Genomic DNA, 16,443 nt, shown 5'->3' with positions numbered 1-16,443 from the left:
TTAATATCTGTTACTTACACGTGCTCCAAAGGCATAATTACTGGTAGCCTTACGGGTTCTTCTTGATAAATAGGAAAATGCTCCTTGAGTTGCATCGGGACCATCGTCATGCGCCTGACTTCCTTTTTCAAATGCTAAAAACTGGTCGATTAATGTTTGAAGGTCACTTTCGGGAATTTCATCGGAATTGAAAAAGACTTCATCACGTTCAAAGTTCCCGGTCATTCCTTCAATCCTATCGAATTTGTTATCTTTAGTTCTTTTGTCTGCTACAACTGGAATTGTATAACCTCTTTTTTCGCCTTCAGCATCGAAGTCCGAAACAAATTCATCCATTGCAAAAAGCCCTTCAATCAAATACCTAATATTTACATCTTCAAGACCAAATCGCTCATAAACATCATATAGCCATTTAGCAGCATGCGCACGGCTCTTTTGTTGTAGGTATGCCAGTAATATGTGATATTCTTTTCCTTTTTTACCTACTAATATCAAAGCTTTGTAATCGGCATTTGCTTTATATGATAAGTCACCATAAAAACATAAAGCATCATACTCTTTTAAAGGGAGTGCTTTTTTACGTTGGATATTTTCATATTTGAAAATTGCACCGTCTTCGATGTGTACGTGCATATACTCACGCATGAAGGAACGATACGGCATTTTTTTAAACTTCTTTTTCCAATATAAAGCCGATGTTTTTTCAGGCCATTCAGGTGTAAAATCTTTTAGGTTTTTCACCGCGCAAACTGTCAGAACCTCAAAGGTCGTATCGCCTTCAAAATCTTCGTCGTCTTCGTCGTCTTCATCTTTTGGAGCGTTTATAATTTCTTTGAAATAAAGCTTCAGACGGTTTGTAATACTGTTTTTGTTGAAGTTGTTATTTGCATAAACAAAACGTTCGGTAGAATCTTCATCACTATCGAAACAACCCCAAATATCTTCCGTAATGAAGTCCACGGATTCACGCATCATACGGTCATTATTTACGTGCTTTTTGCTGTCCACGTCATCAACTACGATGTAATCCGGGCGGTCAGCTTGTTCACGCGCTCCACGTGGATTTTGTCCGAAACCAATAGACATGAATCGAACCCCGTCCGATGTGGTGAAGTCACCATCAGTCCAATTGCCTTGGCTAAACTTTTCCCCATAATCGTTTTTAAGACGGTTGTTAAACTGTAATTGTGCCTGAATACCGGATAACAGTTTGTTTGCCTTCGGTTCAGTTTCACCAATTAAAAGCATGAATTTAAGTTCACCCAATACCAGGTATAAAAACAATGGAATACCCATATCAATATGAACCGATTTTCCCGCCGATCGGAACATTTCAGCCAATAACCTTAATCGCTTGTTTTTAATGATAATTTCCGCAAGCTTACGGTGAAACCAAGCGGATTTCTTTTTGGCATAATTAGGAAAGTAGTATTCGAACCAACGTGTATAATCGGCTTCTAGATACTTAATTCTGTCTGCTTTCTCTTTTGCCGTTTCATGTATGTTTATGGAAGTAGCCTGGGCAATACGAAGGCAATGCTTATCGTAGTCCTGTAAGAGCTTTAAATATTTTCTGTTTTCGTTACTCATTAACTTTCAAGACTTATCCTGTGTTGTAAAAATTGTTTATGAAATCCTGTGCATTTACCTGCAAACTCGGCATCGATTTGAGAAATGAACAAATCCAAATCTTTTAGGATTTTGTGAACTACTATCGGGTCGGCTTTTTTTTCGCATTTATCCAGGGCAGCCATAAGTTTGGAAATTCCGTCCGCTGGTAGCTTTGGAGTTCCACCACTGGCCACGTGTAAAAGTTCTTGCTGAAGTAGTTGTTTAATCTTTGTGGGTGAAGCATGGAAGTTTAGTCTTTGTTCGTCCCATTCATGCTTTTTTGACCAATCGCTAACCGTAGCCGGGCGAACTCCAAAAAGTTCTGCTACTTCTGCATTTGTCGTTTCAAAATTTTCGATGTAGTAAGCTTGCGCCTTTAATCTGATTGCGTCTTTTGCTCGTGCCATTTATACAATTTTATAGACAAAATTCACACATAAAATCAAAGAATTTGGCAAAGTGTAAAGCGACTTTACAGAAGCGAAAAGCCTTTATTTATAAGTATTAAGCCGTTTGCGTATTGTTTTTTTTACTTCAAAATCCGCCTAAAATTTGCAGCATCAAAACAGACAATATGCCAAAACCAAAACCTTTTATTTTCAATGACGAAAGTGTAGAAAACCACTACGGATTTTTCATCCTTACTGAAGGTATTTCTTTGGTGCGATTCGAGAAAAACCCGGTCATGTTATCCAATCATTGGAACTACAATGAAAGTGTACTTGGACATTGGGAAAACTGGTTTATCCAGGATAGTAGATTATTAGGCTATCCGGTATTTGACACGGAAGACGAATACGCCAAACTCATTGCCGGCAAAGTTGAACGAAACCACATTAAAGGCTGTTCAATGGGTATCATTTTCGACCCTGAAGATTTAGTCTATGTAGGTGGAAAATTCATATTGATGAAATGTGAGCTTACCGAAGTATCAATCGTAGCGGTTCCTTCTAACAAAGCAAGTGTACAACTGTACAAAAAAGACAACGAGCCATTTTCAGACATTGAAATTCAGTCGCTATGCCTTTCACTTAAAAACAAAAATTCAGAAAACCCAGAATTAGAAATCAAAACAGAAACTATGAAGAAAATCACTTTGTCATTAGCTGCGTTGGCAGCATTATCATTTGACAAATCTACACCTGAAGTAGATGTGGAAGCTGTGGAAACGGCAGTTTTAAAATTAGGCAATGAGAATGCTCAATTAAAAGCTAAAAACCTTACGCTTGAATCAGCCGCTGAAGCTGAACAAGAAACCAAAATTACTGCAATGGTAGAGTTGGCAATTAAGGAAGGTCGTATCCCTGCAACTAAAAAAGACGATTTTGTGAATTTGGCAAAAGCCAATTTCGATTTGGCAAAATCAACAATTGAAGGAATCCCAGCTAAAGTAAACTTATCCACTCAAATCCAAAACCCGACGGGTGGTGCAACTGAAGTAACTTCAAAAGAAGCCTTCTTAAAACTTAGCACTGCTGAGCAATTACAGTTCAAAGCTGAAAAACCTGAAGAGTACAAAAAATTATTCACTAAAACTAAGTAAAACATGCCAGCAAACTTTCCTGAAGTATGGTTAGACAGGGTTATCGAAAACCTTGATAACTCCGATGTTGCTCCTTTCTTTGCCGATATTCCTGAATTGGATGCCGACATTACAGAAATGGGCGAAGGTACAGCCACAGAAACGAATATTATTCACTGTGCCACTACTGATTTTGATGTAGACATCTTAATCAATAATAACACTTATCCAATCCCTGTACAGGTTTACGACGACGGTACTTTGCAATTTAAATTGGATAAATACCAAACTAAAGTATTGTCAGTTTCGGATGACCAAATTATGGGGGCTTCTTATGACAAAATTGATGTTGTTACAAGAAAAGGAACTAAGAAAATCACTTCAACGAAGTACTCAAAAGGAGTTCACTCCGTAGCCCCACAAACTCACACAGTTAGTACTCCTGTTATGGTTGCTACTGGAGGAACTGAAGGGTTAACTGACGCTACTGGTCGTAAAAGATTAACTTATGAAGATTTAGTTGTATTCAAAGACTTGTGTGATAAAGCGGGAATGCCGGAAGAAGACAGACGTTTAATTTTATGTAACAATCACTGGAATGACCTTTTGTTAGACCGTAAAAATTTCGGAAACCAGTTAATTGATTATGTAAAAGGGAAACCAGCACCGGTTATCTGTGGTTTTGAAATTTTTCAATATTCAATTATGCCACGTTACAGTGCTGCTGGGGCAAAAAAACCTTATAACGCCATTCCGACAGCTGATGACAAAATCGCATCAATAGTATTCTGGAAAGAAGGTATTGCAAAAAAGACTGGGTTAACAAAACAGTACTTTGTTAAAGCTGAAAACAATCCATCAGGACAAACAAACGATTTGGCTTACCGTCACTATTTCTTAGTAACTCCTTTCAGAGCTAAAAACATCGGAGCAATCCTTTAAGAACAAAATCAGATCAGATATATAAAAAGCCGTGATAATAGGCACGGCTTTTTTTTTAAAAAAAATAAGCAATGGAGCAAGTCTTAATTACAATTATCCCCGCCTTTTTCACAGGCTTAATAGGTTGGTTTTTCGGTCGGAAAAAAGAGAATGTAGAAGTCAAGTCAATAGATATTGACAACGAAGTAAAATCGGCAGCCTTTTATCAAAACTTACTCGATGATGCAAGTAAACGATTGAACGACGCTATTAAAGCTATTGAAGAGCGAGATATTAGAATTAAGCAGCGTGACGAAAAAATCGAACAACTCATCGACGAAATCGAAAAACTAACAGACGAACTAAAAAAATATAAACAGCTAAACGGAAAGTCATGACACTAGCGCAATCCTCTTTAGAAGTGGCCACAAGGCAAATCGGAGTAACAGAGATTCCAAAGGGCAGTAATGGCGGCCCCGAAGTAGAAATCTACCTAAAAAGTGTTGGACTTACGAAAGGGTATTCCTGGTGCATGGCATTCGTTTTTTGGTGTGTTTTAGAAGCTTCAAAAAAGCAAAGTTTTCCAAACCCCTTAAAGAAAACTGGGGGTGTGCTTGACCAATGGAATAGCAAACCCGAACTAAGAAGAAATAAACCCGAACCGGGGTTTGTGTTCATAATGGATTACGGCAAAGGCTTAGGACATACTGGCTTTGTCGAAAAGGTTCTTCCTAATGGTAAAATTCAAACTATCGAAGGAAATACAAACATAGACGGCAGCCGTGAAGGTTATGCAGTTTGCAGGCGTACAAGAAACATCAGTGCATGTAAAGGATTTTTACAAATTTAATACTAATTCAAATGCGATTTAAAACAACTTTAATCTTACTGTTTTCGCTCCTAATGTTATCATGCGGCGGAAGTAAGCAAACACCACAAGAATCTGTCGAAAAACATACAACGACCATTAAAGAAGTTGTCCACGACACAACTTTCGTAACCGTACCTGATACTGCTACTTACAGAGCATTACTCGATTGTAAAAACGGCAAAGTAGTTATTAAGGAAGTTTACACAAATACTGAAGGCAAAACACACCTGAAGAAACCGAAAGTTAAAATTGATAACAATAAACTTTCAGTTGATTGTGAAGCCAGGGCACAGGAACTATTTGCACAATGGAAATCACAACAAAAAGAAACCGTAATCGAAATTGTAAAACATATCCCCGTAGAGGTTGTAAAGTCCTTGACATTTTGGCAGAAAGTTCAAATCTGGTCAGGTAGAGTATTCCTGTTTTTGCTTTTCTTTTTGTTGGTTGGGTGGTTCTTACAATTTAAAAAAAATATTTAAAAAACTATGAGAGAGGCAATCAAAAGAATCTTTGATTCAAACAGCAAATTAGACGAAGTATTTGAAACTTCAGACGGTAATCCATTCTATTTGGAAGGCGATGCAAAGAACCACGCACGAACGTTGGAAAACGATAAAGTAACTAAACATCTTCGCCCTTTGGTTTACGAAGATCCTGTAACTGAAGTGAAAGAAGAAACTACTGAAGCAGATAAAACTCCTGCAACTGAAGTGAAGGAAGAAACTACTGAAGCAGATAAAACTCCTGCAACTGAAGTGAAGGAAGAAACTACTGAAGCGGATAAAACTCCTGCAACTGAAGTGAAGGAAGAAACTACTGAAGCGGATAAAACTCCTGCAACTGAAGTGAAGGAAGAAACTACTGAAGCAGATAAAACTCCTGCAACTGAAGTGAAGGAAGAAACTACTGAAGCGGATAAAACTCCTGCATCTGAAGTGAAGGAAGAAACTACTGAAGCAGATAAAACTCCTGCAACTGAAGTGAAGGAAGAAACTCCTGCAACTGCCGAAGCTCCTACAACTGAAGTAACGGAAGAACCTACACTTTTTGACAAGCCAGCTATGGAAGTACCGGCTGAAGAAAAACAACCAAAAAATAAAAAAGATATTAAATAATGGGCGGTATTAAGTTTATCAGACAGAATGGAGGTTTATCCCGCAAACTTGCAGGTGATGACCATATTTCAGGGCTTATCGTTTATGGGGATGCTGTATTCGCAAAAAAACTTTTGCTTTCTGAAGATGAATTGGAAACAAACGGCATTACAGCAACCAGTCACCCGGTGTTACATTATCATGTTTCCGAATTTTTCAGAATTGCATCAGGAGCAAAATTATACATTCAAAGTGTTGCTGCTTCAGACGGAAATTACTCAGAAATAAAAGTACTTCAAAACTTTGCTGAAGGTAATATTAAACAAATTGCTATTTGTGATTACAAAACGTCTGTTAGTGGATTAGAAGCCGCAATGACACGTCTTAATACCATTGCAACTGAATTAGGTGATTTGAATACTCCGTTAAGTGTATTGCTTTCGATGAAAGTTGTTACTGCTGACATGGTTGCTTTGCCTGATCTACATTCTTTCGACAATGAAAGGGTATCATTTGTTTTGGGTCAAGATGCTGGCGGACGTGGTATGTATTTAAAAACTACACAGCCATCATTGTCAAATATAGGAGCTGCTTTAGGAGCTGTGGCTTTGTCTAAAGTACACGAAAGTATTGAATGGGTTGAAAAGTTTGATTTAGTTTCAACAACCTATCCAAAAGCCTTAACAGGTGGCAACGTATTGGCTCGTGAATTAGATGTTTTAGGATTGTGTGATGGTACTTTAATTAGTGATTACACCGCAGCGCAATTAAAAAGCATTCAGGACAAAGGTTACATCTTCGGGATTAAACACATTGGAACAACTGGAAGCTTCTTCAATGCAAGCTCAACGGCTGCTGATTTAGAAAGTGATTACCTGTATATCGAGAATAACAGAACCATTGATAAAGCAATCCGCCAAATCAATAAAAAATTACTTCCTAAACTTTCGGGTCCAGCTTATGTTGATGCAGATACAGGGTTCTTAAATCTTGAAACTGTAAGTGCATTGGAGGCACTTGCTTCAGAACCATTAGACCGAATGTTTCGCGATGGTGAATTAAGTGGATTCACGCTTCAAATTGACCCAAATCAGCAAGTTTTACGCGACTCTAAACTAGAAGTAATTGTAAAGCTTATCCCTGTGGGTACTCTACGTGAACTCATTGTAAAAATTGGTTTAACCCTTAAAAAGTAATAAATGGCACAAGATATAGAACCATTAATCAATGGCATTGAATACGGCTGGGCTGATATTCGATTTACAATTGCTGGCGTTCCGGTTATTGGTGTTCGAGCAATCAAATACGAAGAAGAACAAGAAAAGGAAAATATTTACGGAGCTGGTCGTCATCCTGTAAGCAGAGGTTACGGGCGTGTTAAATCGACCGCTTCAGTTACGTTGCTTGGAAGTACCGTAATGAACTTAAAAGCGGGTGCGCCTAAAAAGCAACTTCATAGAATTGCTCCCTTTAGTGTTGTAATAAGCTACCAACCTGAAGAAGGCCCGATTGTAACGCACGTTTTGAAAAACTGCGAATTCAAGAAAACTCCTTTTGATTGGAAAGAAGGTGATATGAGTAAAGACATCGAGTTAGAGCTTATCATTTCCGAAATCAAAGACACATCAATTTAAAACTAATTTAAAAGACTTTCAAAATGTCAGATACAAAAATTTGTGGATTAACGGATAATGAAATCGTTGATTTAAAGAAAAAACACGGTTTCTTAATCGTTGGAACGGTTAAACAAGGTGACCAGGAATATAATGCAATTTTCAAAGAACCGGATTTCAAAACATTGGAAGCAACTGGCTCAATTGGAGAAAAGAACGCTATTAAAGGAACTGTGTCCTTATATGATAACTGTGTAATTGTTGCTGATGACGACATCAACAAACGTGACTTCCTGAAGCTTAAAGCGGTGGAAAGTTTGGCACAACACATGAACTCATTTAGTGTTACCGTAAAAAACTTATAGGCTCTCTTACCGGAGAGCCTTCCGAAGAAAATCCTGATGCGGAAAAAATGAAAGGTGATGCACTTATCAGGGCAAACTTTTCTGTAAATCCTGAAACTCTACAATTAAGCGAATGGTCAAAACTACGTGCTCAGGCACAATGGTTGGAAGAATGGCGGTTAAAAAACCAAGCGGAATTATTTAAGGTAATGTTCGGTGGTTAGTAGAACTGCTGTAACACTTGTTTGCAAACGTGAATACAGCCACTGCAAACCAAAAAACCACCGTGAAAGGTAGTAACACAGGTAAAATGATTGAAACGATAAAGCTTAAAGAAAATGCCCATCCCATACGGGATAATTTATAACGCACCATATCAAATAATTAATTGATTATTCAAAGATAACAAAAAATGAGTACTGTTTTACCTTTTGGCCTACAATTTACCACAAACGGCAATGCTGTCTTTAGTGGAATAAATACAGGGCTTAATGAAATTCAGGAATCTACTCAAAAAACCACGAAGGTTTTCGGTGATTGTTATAAGGCGCTTTTATCAGTCAATTTAGCTGCTGACGGGTTCAATCAATTAAAACAAAATTTAGATGAAGTAATTCAACCGGGAATTACTCTAAATTCTCAAATGTCCGAACTATCGGCCATTACAAACGTAACCAGTGACGCTCTTAAAAGTATTGAAATGGCAGCACGAAGCACAGCCAAAACATTTGGGACTGATGCTTCTGCTAACGTTGAATCATACAAATTAATCCTTTCACAGCTTGACCCAGCAATCGCCAAAAATGCTGAAGCTATGAAAATAATGGGTAATAACGTAAACGTGTTATCCAAGTCGATGGGCGGTGATTCTGTGGCGGCTACAAACGTTTTGACAACCGCGATGAACCAATTCGGTGTAAGTACTGAAAACCCAATTGCAGCCGCAAAAGTTATGGCGGACATGATGAACGTTATGGCTGCCGGTGCGCAAGCCGGTTCAGCAGAATTGCCACAAATTCAGTCAGCCTTGGAACAAGTCGGAATGGTCGCCAAAACAACAGGATTAAGCTTTGTGGAAACAAACGCCCAAATTCAGCTTTTAGATAAGGCAGGTAAAAAAGGTTCTGAAGGCGGTGTCGCTTTACGAAACGTTTTAACCACTTTGTCTGAAGGAAGGTTCGCAAGTAAAGATGCTACTGAAGGTTTAAAACAATACGGAATTAGCACTTTGAAATTAGCAGATGCAAGCATCCCATTAACAAACCGTTTAAGATTGCTTCGTCCGGTAATGAACGATACCGCTTTAATGACTAAAGTTTTCGGTAAAGAAAACATGGCCGCTGGTATTGCAATGATTAAAGGAGCTGATACCGCTGACGAATTGGCTAAACAAATCACAAACACAAATTCAGCAGTTGACCAGGCTAATGTGGTAATGGGTAGCTACCAGGAACAAATGAACCGATGGAAGGCAAAACTTGAAGACGTAAAAATCAGCTTTTTTAACCTTACTGAATCGATGCTTCCGGCTACTCAACAAATATTTTCGGGTATGGCTGCCGTTGGTGAAGCTTCGAGAGGTTACATCGCTTTAAAGTCCACGCTTGAAGCATTCCTTCCGAACTTGTTTGTTAAAACTGTGGCCACTGAAGCTGATACGGTTGCCACTGCTACAAATACCGTAGGTATGGGAATTGGTGGAAGGATTGCTTCCTGGTATCGTGAAAAGATTATGTCCATAAATGCACAAATGACTATTGGAGCAATTGCGTCAAGAATCTATTCAAGTGCAGTCGGTTCAGTCCGTAATGCAATGTTAAGCGCTTCAGGTGGTGTAAGAGCCTTTTCAATCGCCATAATGAATATACCTGTAATTGGGTGGATAATTGCGGCAATAACGGCCATAATAGTAATTATAAAATTACTGTGGGACCACTCAAAACGATTCCGTGAAATACTCTTCGGAGTTTGGGAAGCTGGTAAAGCAGTTTTTCATAACATCGGTGTCGTTGTAGATCGTGTTTGGAATCAGATTGTAAAACCAATTTTCATGGCTTACTGGAATGTATTCAAATTCGTTTGGAGCAAAATATTTGACTTTGTAAAATGGGTTTTCAATGGTATTGTATCAGTATTTGTGTGGTATTATGAACAAGCGGTCGCAATCTTCACAACAATTAAAGATTTCATTGTCGGGGTTTTTAATTGGATAGTTGAACAAGTAAGCGCTGCGTTACAGGCAATAGGTTCTTTTTTTAGTGGTTTGTGGCAATGGTTTAGCACTGTTTTTTCGGGTTTTGTAAGCTTCATTGATGAATGGCTGATACAGCCAATTAAAAACGCTTTTAGTAGTGTTTGGGATTGGATTGTAGGGTTATTTGATAAAATCATGGACAAGCTTTCCGCAGTATTCTCACCGATTAAAAAACTTTTGAAATCGTTGTTTTCAAGTGAAGGAATGACCGACGTAAAAGCGGCGTACAAAGAAGGTGAGAAAAAAGGAGCTGCAAGCTTTGATAAAGACCACCCGAAAGACAAAGACGATAAGTCAAAAGCGAAACCGGACAGCAAAATTAAGCCGGGCGGAATGGATGTCGCCAATATGTTTGATGTAACAAAAGGATCAGTTCCAAAAGCTGGAACCATTGGCGGAGTTGCTGCCAAATCTGTAAAAGAAAAAGGCGAAGGTAAAGGCGGTAAAACAGTCGGGAATTTAAGTATTACAAAGCTTGTTGAAACGATTAATATTTACAATCAAAACGGCATGTCAATGGATAAAGAAGCGATTGTAAGAGCTGTAAGGGAAGCATTATTAACAGGTGTAGCGGATTACACTTTAGCATTAGAAGATTAAAATGGAAAACACAGATTTCAGATTAGCATTTCAATTTGCAAAACCTTTTAAACCCACTGAAACGGACGGACGAGCTCCATTTGAAGAGATTCCCGATTTAATGGGTTCTTACTGGTTAACCTCGTTGGGATTCCGTTACAAAGGGTTACAAGATTTTGAGTTCATCGAATGCGTAATCAGTATTAATCAGGAAAAAAATATAGTTACCACAGCTTTGCAAGGAAGAGACGGTACAATTAAGGAATATATAAGTGACGGGGATTATTCCATATCAATTGAAGCAGGGATAAACAATTACAGAGAAGGTGACGAAACGCAAGCAAGTTATGATTACCCAGCGGACAAAATTAGGGCGTTGCACAAGTATTTAAAGCTTAAAGATGCGATAGAAGTTCAAAGCGATTTTTTAGAAATTTTCGGAATTCGCTCCGCAGTTGTCAAAAATTACAATTTAGTCCAGGAAACGCATAGTAACAGACAAGGTGTGAGTATTTCGATGCTTTCAGATACGCCTTATGAAATTAAGTTAAAACAGGACAATGTTAAAGTTAAGTAGTGAAATAATTATCGCGGGTGACAAAACTTGGGCTTTTAATGCGGTAGCATCTTGCAAAATTGTTGAAGATGTGACCACCTTAACTGATACCTGCGAAATTGAACTACCAAAAAAAATAAAATGGGAAGGTGCTGACAACGGAACCGATAAGCCACCCATAAAAAGAGGCGATAAAATTACTGTAAAATTAGGTTATAATGATGAGTTAGATATACGTTTTACAGGCTTCATAAGAACGGTGGACGCTAAGAACCCGGTAAAGATTAAGTGTGAAGATGGAATGTTTATACTGAAGCAAAAAAAAGCAAAACCGCAATCGTATAAAAAGGCTATGCTTAAAGATGTGATTAGCGATTTGCTTTCCGGTACTGGAATGGATTTTAAATTGATTGAAAACATTCCTTTAGGACTTTATCGGGTAACTAAGCCTACCGTGGCAGAAGCATTACAGGAACTGAAGGAAAAGCACATGCTTCAATCGTACTTCAGAACCGTAGATAATAAAAGTGTGATGTACGTTGGGTTGAGTTATCCAACTGATGCAAAAAACAAAATACTATTCAAACACGGGAAAAATATTGTTTCCGAAAATTTTGAGTATAGGGAAAAGGAAGAAATCAGAGCCAAAGTAGAAGCGACAAGTTTTGGCGCAAAGCATAAAAAAAACTACGTCGAAGTAGGCGACAGCGACGGTGATGTAATTAAAATCCGTATTGATGGATTAAATGAAGCTGAATTAAAAAAATATGCTAACCAGGCTTTAGAAAGGTATAAGCAAAGTGGTTTTAAAGGAAGCTTTGAAACGTTTGGGCAACTAATGGTAAAAAAATGCGATGATGTTGAAATTTATGCCAGCGATGGAAATAGCGGAATCTATTTAGTTAAGAAAAATGAAATTGAATTTGGTATGAATGGTTTCCGTCAAAAGATAGAGCTTGGACAGCCTTTAAGTGTAGAAGTTAAGTAATGAAAGAAATTATTCAAAGTTTAGCGAAAACTGACGATGAAGTATATGCCAAAGTCGGTACAGTCGAAAAGGTAGATACGGAAGAAAAAACGTGTGATGTTATCCCTTTGGACGGTTCTGCTAAATTATTCGATGTATATCTTCAGGCGGATAGTGATAACGGCGGGATTTTGCAAATACCAAAAGTTGGAAGCTTGGTGTGTGTGATTTTCATTAATAAAGAAACTGCGGTAATTGCCAATACTGGTGAAATTGAAGTTTTGACTGTAAAAATTCAAAACTCCACTTTTGAAATGGACGAAAATAAGTTAACACTTAAAAAAGATAATACCATTTTCGAGATAGACCAGGACGGTTTTTTACTGAAGAAAGAAAATGAAACAATGAAAAAGCTAATGGGTGATTTGTTGAAAGCTATTAAGGCAATGAAATTCACAACGAATAATGGGCCTACAATTCAGCTCATAAACCTTCAGCAGTTCATAGATATAGAAAACCGATTTAATCAATTTTTAAAATGATTTTAAAATGGCTTTAAACGAGGTAAGATTAAAGAATAAAATAAAAGCAGCCTTTCAAGCTGAACAAACTGAGCAATTAGATCATAATGCTTCGTTAGAAAGAATTAGTGACAAAATTGCTCAGGCAGTTATTGAAGAAATAAAAGAATTGAAAATAACCTATACAAGTGGGCTTATAGCTCCAAGCGGTGGTGGACCAGTTACAGGAAACTTGAATAGCGTAATGATAAGTTGATATGAACGATTTATTATTAGACCAGGATGGCGATTTAATGTTTATGAACGGTGATTTCGTTGTAGACGGCTCCGAAGCCCAACACGTAGAACTGATTTTAAAAAGTGAGCAAGGCCAATGGAAAGAAAACCCTGAACTTGGAGCGAATTTACATAAAGCTAAAAGCGGTGTAATAGATAGATTTTTAAACAGGGACATCCGTGTTCAGTTAGAAGCTGATGGATTTGTATTGAATGATTTAACCATTACCCCAACGGGTATAGAAGTAATTGGAAACTATGACACAACTGCAAACACATAATAATCAATCTTGGTTTGATATTTCTGTTTGGATTTACGGAACAATTGACTATGCTTTGACTTTGGCTTTGCAAAACAATAGTTCACTTACTATTGATGTTCCTGCAGGGACTTTTATTGATGTTCCTGATTTACCTAAAAATGCTAGAATATTAGTTGCATTAAAAAACATTCCGGCTACATCAGTTTCGATTAATGAAACGGTTTATCCTACAGTAGGTATAGGAAGTATGATAATAGAAACAAATTTTACGGTAAGATAATGGCAAGAACAGTAACAGAAATACAAAACGAAATTTTTGGGAGTATTACAGCAAATGAAAATTTAGCAGGGTTGACTTCACAAAGTAAAGTGGCTATATATCGTTTGATTGTGTTTGTGGTTTCCTTTGGAATTTGGACACTTGAAACCCTTTTTGATATTCATAAAAAAGAACTTCAAACCGAATTATTAGAACAAAAAAGCGGCACGCTTCCTTGGTATAGAACTATGGCATTGGCATTTCAATACGGGTTTGACTTAATGCCTGACAGCGATAAGTTTAACAACGGAACCGCCACCGATGAACAAATTGAAGCAAGTAAAATTGTGAAATATGCAGCAGTTATTGAAGGATCGAAAGATAGTCGGGTCATCATTAAAATAGCAGGAGAAAAGGGCGGTGTTCTTGCTCCTATTACCAATGTGCAACGCAACGCTTTCGATACGTATATAGATGAAGTGCGTTACGCAGGTGTAAAGGTTACGGTTATTAATTATTTACCTGATCGCTTGTATTTGACTTTACAAATTTACAGAGACCCTTTATTGATAGATGCTTCTGGGAATTCGATTTTAAACGGTGGTAGACCAGTTGAAAAGGCAATAAGTGAGTATATGAAAGAATTACCCTTTAACGGGGAGTTGGTTCTGGCACATCTCATAGATAAGTTGCAAAAGGTGGAAGGGGTTAGAATTCCGAATATTCTAGCAGTGCAATCCTGTTGGATAGACCCAACGATTGGAGGTTATGGAACGCCACAGCCCGTTAATGTAAAAGGAATTCCAGAAAGCGGCTACTATGAGGTGGCAAATTTTGACAATATAACGTATGTGGTATAAAGTAGATTTTAATCGATTGGCGGTATTGATGCTTCCAACTTTTTTGCGAAAGCCATTATTAGTAGCGTATTTACAATCGCTCCTGGTCCCGATTGATTCTTTGTATTACAAATGGTCGATTTTCAGGAATGACAATTTGTATAAAGTACAGCACACAGGGCAGATATGCTACTTAAGAAAAGTACTAAATGATAAGCTGGACGTTTCACGAAGACGTATATACATAGGCGACGGTAATCGACATAAACGGCAATATCTCTATACCAAAGGAGAAAACCGACCGAGATATTTGGGAACTATGTTCCTGTGGCAAAATTCAGATTATGCTGACACCGGTGTCGATTTTATAGTTTATGCACCACAAGAAATAATTAACACTTCACCTTATGAATTAAAAGCCTTGATTGAGTTTTATAAAGCAGGTGGCAAACGATATAAAATAGAAGTAATATGAATTCATTTAATTTCATACAAGCTGGAGGTTTTCCGATGGATGTTGATGTACTCGACCAAATGCAAACGGCTTACAAGTTGTATAATGGTTTGGGAGCATTGGCGGGAGACATGGTCATTATAAAAGGTTGTACGCTTACAGGTTCTACCGTAAGCGATGGCGTTGTATATATCAATGGCGAAGTACTCGAGTTTCGTTCGGGTATTGTAGATACCAATGTGATTATTGTACAGCAAGCTCAAAGCAAGGAGTTTGAAAACGGCAATGTTAATGAGGTGTATTATACCCGTTATGCCACTTTTGGAGTGGCTACCACTTCCTTTCCCTGGACAAGTTTCAAACGTGCTTTTCCGACTTCGCTGATAGTGGAAGAACTGGCGAAAAAAGCCGAAAAAACCGTGGTTGACTCACTCATACAAAGGGTTGGGGTAATTGAGCAAAGGGTCGGAGTAATTGAGGAAAAACTAGGTACAATTGCACGAGGTGCGGAAGTAAATGTACAGGCTGATATGAATGTAACGGATGTGAATAATGATGCATATGTTAAAAACAAACCAACAATGCCAACAATCCCAAAATCAGAAATACTATACAAAGGATTTTTTACTCTTGGGGACCCGATTGGAGAATCAACATACTTGATTACATTTCCTAGTGTAGGTACGGCAAACTATGCTGTATTAGGTTCTTTAGAAGGTAGGAATGGGAATAGATCAATAGATATTGGTACATCCTATATTATATTCAGTAGAGAGCATAATTGCTTTATACTAGGTGTAGATGATATGGGAGGGGTTCAAGCGTTAGACTTCAACTTTATTTTAGTGTCAAAATAATAATCAATATACAAAAATGGCAATAGTAAGCTTAAACGTTATAAAAAACTGGTTTAGGACGGGATTAAAGCCCAACCAAGAACAATTTTGGGATACTTGGGATTCCTTTTGGCATAAGAACGATAAAATACCAGCTTCAAGTATAGAGGGAATGGATGCTTTACTTAATGGTAAAGCCAGTAAAGCGGTTTTGGACGATCATTTGATTAATAAAAATGCGCATCATGAATTGTTTGCAAAAGTTAGGATAGTTGTAATTGGCGATTTTATAATCTTCAAACGAGGTTCAAATCCTGATATTTTAGAACGTACTGATTTTGTGATGGGAATTGTTGAAGGTCAATTTATCAATGGCGAATATTTAGGTGGCGATACCTCATTATTAAATAGTTTTAAAATAATTAATCAACTGGAATTTTAGAATATGAAAACACTTAAAAAATTAAAAAAGCTAAATAAAAGGCTTGAAAAATTAGAAGAAATCATTACAAGTGATTGTATAACTATCACTAATTCGGAGAATGATAAAGAACAAATTACACTCTCATTTGTAAATGGAGTAGTTGCATTCAAAAAAATAACCAAAACTGAAATTATAGAAACTAAAGACATTTCAGAAGTAACTTTTAATTAAATAAA

At 37.5% G+C, this 16,443-nt stretch carries 24 protein-coding genes; 22 read left to right on the top strand and 2 right to left on the bottom strand.

Annotated features, from left to right (window positions below):
• The gene (locus OZP08_RS14235; RefSeq protein WP_281322160.1) at positions 1-1,590 is read right to left on the bottom strand and encodes a hypothetical protein; all 1,590 of its coding nucleotides are present in this window, start codon (positions 1,588-1,590) and stop codon (positions 1-3) included.
• Entirely contained in the window at positions 1,590-2,018 is a 429-nt protein-coding gene (locus tag OZP08_RS14230; protein WP_281322159.1) for a helix-turn-helix domain-containing protein, read from the bottom strand. Before OZP08_RS14230 ends, OZP08_RS14235 begins: the two co-directional genes overlap by 1 nt.
• A 167-nt stretch (positions 2,019-2,185) precedes the next feature.
• On the opposite strand from OZP08_RS14230, the gene OZP08_RS14225 reads away from it, so the two are divergent.
• The 22 genes from OZP08_RS14225 (at position 2,186) to OZP08_RS14120 (ending at position 16,438) form a co-directional block, all read left to right on the top strand.
• Complete coding sequence (locus OZP08_RS14225) at positions 2,186-3,154, top strand: HK97 family phage prohead protease (RefSeq protein ID WP_268846749.1); 969 nt, start codon at positions 2,186-2,188, stop codon at positions 3,152-3,154.
• A gap of 3 nt (positions 3,155-3,157) precedes the next feature.
• The gene (locus tag OZP08_RS14220; protein ID WP_268846748.1) at positions 3,158-4,075 is read left to right on the top strand and encodes a hypothetical protein; all 918 of its coding nucleotides are present in this window, start codon (positions 3,158-3,160) and stop codon (positions 4,073-4,075) included.
• Between the two features lie 71 nt (positions 4,076-4,146).
• On the top strand, positions 4,147-4,452 hold the full coding sequence (locus OZP08_RS14215; protein ID WP_268846747.1) for a hypothetical protein: 306 nt from the start codon (positions 4,147-4,149) through the stop codon (positions 4,450-4,452).
• Positions 4,449-4,904, top strand: coding sequence for a CHAP domain-containing protein (locus OZP08_RS14210; RefSeq protein ID WP_268846746.1), 456 nt, complete (start codon positions 4,449-4,451; stop codon positions 4,902-4,904). The genes OZP08_RS14215 and OZP08_RS14210 overlap by 4 nt, the downstream gene beginning before the upstream one ends.
• Positions 4,905-4,915: 11 nt before the next feature.
• Entirely contained in the window at positions 4,916-5,407 is a 492-nt protein-coding gene (locus OZP08_RS14205) for a hypothetical protein (protein ID WP_281322158.1), read from the top strand.
• Between the two features lie 6 nt (positions 5,408-5,413).
• The gene (locus OZP08_RS14200; RefSeq protein WP_268846744.1) at positions 5,414-6,043 is read left to right on the top strand and encodes a hypothetical protein; all 630 of its coding nucleotides are present in this window, start codon (positions 5,414-5,416) and stop codon (positions 6,041-6,043) included.
• Positions 6,043-7,218 carry a DUF2586 family protein gene (locus OZP08_RS14195; protein ID WP_268846743.1) on the top strand — a complete coding sequence of 392 codons (1,176 nt, stop codon included), beginning with the start codon at positions 6,043-6,045 and terminating at the stop codon, positions 7,216-7,218. Before OZP08_RS14200 ends, OZP08_RS14195 begins: the two co-directional genes overlap by 1 nt.
• Before the next feature lie 3 nt (positions 7,219-7,221).
• Complete coding sequence (locus tag OZP08_RS14190; RefSeq protein WP_268846742.1) at positions 7,222-7,656, top strand: hypothetical protein; 435 nt, start codon at positions 7,222-7,224, stop codon at positions 7,654-7,656.
• 23 nt (positions 7,657-7,679) lie between these two features.
• On the top strand, positions 7,680-8,000 hold the full coding sequence (locus tag OZP08_RS14185; RefSeq protein ID WP_281322157.1) for a hypothetical protein: 321 nt from the start codon (positions 7,680-7,682) through the stop codon (positions 7,998-8,000).
• Positions 8,001-8,047: 47 nt separating this feature from the next.
• On the top strand, positions 8,048-8,203 hold the full coding sequence (locus tag OZP08_RS14180; protein WP_281322156.1) for a hypothetical protein: 156 nt from the start codon (positions 8,048-8,050) through the stop codon (positions 8,201-8,203).
• Between the two features lie 188 nt (positions 8,204-8,391).
• The gene (locus OZP08_RS14175; RefSeq protein WP_281322155.1) at positions 8,392-10,833 is read left to right on the top strand and encodes a phage tail tape measure protein; all 2,442 of its coding nucleotides are present in this window, start codon (positions 8,392-8,394) and stop codon (positions 10,831-10,833) included.
• 1 nt (position 10,834) lies between these two features.
• Positions 10,835-11,389, top strand: a complete 555-nt coding sequence (locus tag OZP08_RS14170; protein WP_281322154.1) for a DUF6046 domain-containing protein — start codon at positions 10,835-10,837, stop codon at positions 11,387-11,389.
• Positions 11,373-12,356 (top strand): hypothetical protein, encoded by a 984-nt coding sequence (locus OZP08_RS14165; RefSeq protein ID WP_281322153.1) that lies wholly within the window; start codon positions 11,373-11,375, stop codon positions 12,354-12,356. The genes OZP08_RS14170 and OZP08_RS14165 overlap by 17 nt, the downstream gene beginning before the upstream one ends.
• Positions 12,356-12,877 (top strand): hypothetical protein, encoded by a 522-nt coding sequence (locus OZP08_RS14160; protein ID WP_268846734.1) that lies wholly within the window; start codon positions 12,356-12,358, stop codon positions 12,875-12,877. The genes OZP08_RS14165 and OZP08_RS14160 overlap by 1 nt, the downstream gene beginning before the upstream one ends.
• Positions 12,878-12,884: 7 nt before the next feature.
• A complete protein-coding gene (locus tag OZP08_RS14155; RefSeq protein ID WP_281322152.1) occupies positions 12,885-13,112 on the top strand; it encodes a hypothetical protein in 228 nt (75 codons plus the stop codon).
• Between the two features lie 43 nt (positions 13,113-13,155).
• The gene (locus OZP08_RS14150) at positions 13,156-13,413 is read left to right on the top strand and encodes a hypothetical protein (RefSeq protein ID WP_268846732.1); all 258 of its coding nucleotides are present in this window, start codon (positions 13,156-13,158) and stop codon (positions 13,411-13,413) included.
• A complete protein-coding gene (locus OZP08_RS14145) occupies positions 13,391-13,675 on the top strand; it encodes a hypothetical protein (RefSeq protein ID WP_268846731.1) in 285 nt (94 codons plus the stop codon). Before OZP08_RS14150 ends, OZP08_RS14145 begins: the two co-directional genes overlap by 23 nt.
• Positions 13,675-14,514: a nucleotidyltransferase gene (locus OZP08_RS14140; RefSeq protein ID WP_281322151.1), complete on the top strand. Its 840-nt coding sequence runs from the start codon at positions 13,675-13,677 to the stop codon at positions 14,512-14,514. The genes OZP08_RS14145 and OZP08_RS14140 overlap by 1 nt, the downstream gene beginning before the upstream one ends.
• The gene (locus tag OZP08_RS14135) at positions 14,504-14,968 is read left to right on the top strand and encodes a hypothetical protein (RefSeq protein ID WP_268846728.1); all 465 of its coding nucleotides are present in this window, start codon (positions 14,504-14,506) and stop codon (positions 14,966-14,968) included. Before OZP08_RS14140 ends, OZP08_RS14135 begins: the two co-directional genes overlap by 11 nt.
• Positions 14,965-15,804, top strand: coding sequence for a hypothetical protein (locus tag OZP08_RS14130; RefSeq protein WP_281322150.1), 840 nt, complete (start codon positions 14,965-14,967; stop codon positions 15,802-15,804). The genes OZP08_RS14135 and OZP08_RS14130 overlap by 4 nt, the downstream gene beginning before the upstream one ends.
• Positions 15,805-15,820: 16 nt before the next feature.
• Complete coding sequence (locus OZP08_RS14125) at positions 15,821-16,225, top strand: hypothetical protein (RefSeq protein WP_268846725.1); 405 nt, start codon at positions 15,821-15,823, stop codon at positions 16,223-16,225.
• Positions 16,226-16,228: 3 nt separating this feature from the next.
• Positions 16,229-16,438 carry a hypothetical protein gene (locus OZP08_RS14120; RefSeq protein ID WP_268846724.1) on the top strand — a complete coding sequence of 70 codons (210 nt, stop codon included), beginning with the start codon at positions 16,229-16,231 and terminating at the stop codon, positions 16,436-16,438.
• Positions 16,439-16,443: the final 5 nt, after the last annotated feature.

The organism is Flavobacterium aestivum (assembly GCF_026870175.2).
Taxonomy (GTDB): domain Bacteria; phylum Bacteroidota; class Bacteroidia; order Flavobacteriales; family Flavobacteriaceae; genus Flavobacterium; species Flavobacterium aestivum.
This window is presented reverse-complemented; position numbering and strand designations above follow the sequence as displayed.